A 1,656-nucleotide genomic window follows, 5' to 3' on the forward strand; every position below is an offset into this window, starting at 1 on the left:
GCGCCGTTTCGTTCGGCGACCCGATCCTGGTTCGAAATATCGGCAAAGGAGCCGCATGTTCCCCCTCGCGCCGCGCGGGCGCGATGAGCGTCGACAGATAGGGCAACGGCTGCCCGTCGAGTTCGGCGGCGGGCCGGATCGACTCCTCGGGCAGCCCGAGCGCCGACCCCCACACCGCGTCCCCGATCCGCCCGGTCTCCCGCAGCGCCTCGGCGACCTCACCGGCCTGCCGCCCGAACTTGTACGCCACGACCGTCCCCGGCCCGGCGAGCGCGTCCTTGAGCACGGCGGCCCCGGCGGTCACCGGCACGAGCGTGAGCGGCTCGGTCCCCTCCGTGAGTACGGCCCCCGACCGTGCGGCGAGATCCTGCATGGCGGTGATACCAGGCACGGTCTCCACAACGACCCCCGGCACCAACTCTCCGATGGTCAGGGCGAGATAGGTGAAGGTGGAGTAGACGTTGGGGTCCCCGATGGTGGCAAAGGCGACGACGCGATGCGCGCCGAGCAACTCGGCGACCTTCGCCCCTGCGGCATCCCAGGCGGCCTCACGCCGAGCACGGTCGGTCCGCTCATTCAGCGCGAACACAACCCGCAGAACCTTCTCCTCAGGCACGTAATGCAGAACGGTGGCCTCGGCCCGCCCCCGCTCCCCACTGTCCATGACCGGCACGACCACGACATCGGCGGCCCGCAGAGCGTTGACACCCTTGACGGTCACCAGCTCCGGATCGCCGGGACCCACCCCGACTCCGATCAACCTGCTGCTGCTCATGACGTCCGGCACCTCTCCACGAACCGACGGGCCACACCGGGCTCGGCCGCCCAGTGCGTGTGCAGATAACTCGCGTGCACACCCTGTTGTACGAAACCTTCGACCCGCCGCGCAGGGGCGCGAACCCCCCAGGCGGGAGCCGCCCCTGAGCCGGGCTCGACGACGGTCCGATGAAACTCGTGCCCGCGCATCCGCGTCCCGGCCACGGCCAGCACACTGTCGCTCAACGCGACGGCATCCCGATACCCCAGAGTCAGCCGCTCGCTCATCCGCGCGGAGGCGTCCAGCACCCCGCACATCGGCATCCCGTCCAACTCCCGGCACAGATACAGCAGTCCGGCACACTCGGCGGCCACGGGAGCGCCGGTCTCCGCGAGGGCTCCGACGGCCTTGCGCAACGCCTCGTTGGCGGAAAGGTCAGCGGCATACACCTCAGGGAACCCGCCCCCGATGACCAACCCACTTGTCCCGTCCGGAAGTTGCTCATCGCGGAGGGGATCGAACACGACGACCTCGGCACCGGCCGCGATGAGCAGTTCGGCGTGCTCGGCATAGGAGAAGGTGAAGGCCGCTCCGCCGGCAACGGCAATTCTCAGCCCGTCCGGCGTTTGAGGACGAGGCCGTTCAGGCCGACGCCTGGACGACGTGGCGGGAGCTGATCGGGATCGGTGATACAGGCGTCGGCGCGGCCGGCCGGCCGCCGTGGCGGCGGCGAGCGGGTTGCGCAGCTCGTGCGAGAGCGTCGCGATGAAACGGTCCTTGGCCCGCTGCTCCTCCATCAACTGCCGCCCCGTCGCGTCCAGTTCGGCGGCGCCGCCGAGCGGGAGTTCGCCCTGCCGGAGCTGGGCGCGAGCTTCCCTGTCGCTCAAGCCGTTGAGCGC

The 1,656-nt window shown here is 70.3% G+C and carries 1 protein-coding gene and 1 pseudogene; both read right to left on the minus strand.

Annotated elements, in window-relative coordinates; translation table 11 throughout:
* On the minus strand, positions 1-787 hold a 787-nt coding region (gene cobI, locus ACNFOC_RS54105; protein WP_416966274.1), incomplete at its 3' end, for a precorrin-2 C(20)-methyltransferase.
* Positions 772-1,490: pseudogene (locus ACNFOC_RS54110) on the minus strand (cobyrinate a,c-diamide synthase); the annotation flags it as partial. The pseudogene ACNFOC_RS54110 and the gene cobI, both read right to left, overlap by 16 nt.
* Positions 1,491-1,656: the final 166 nt, after the last annotated feature.

The organism is Streptomyces colwelliae (assembly GCF_048158785.1).
In the GTDB taxonomy this organism is placed as follows: Bacteria; Actinomycetota; Actinomycetes; order Streptomycetales; family Streptomycetaceae; genus Streptomyces.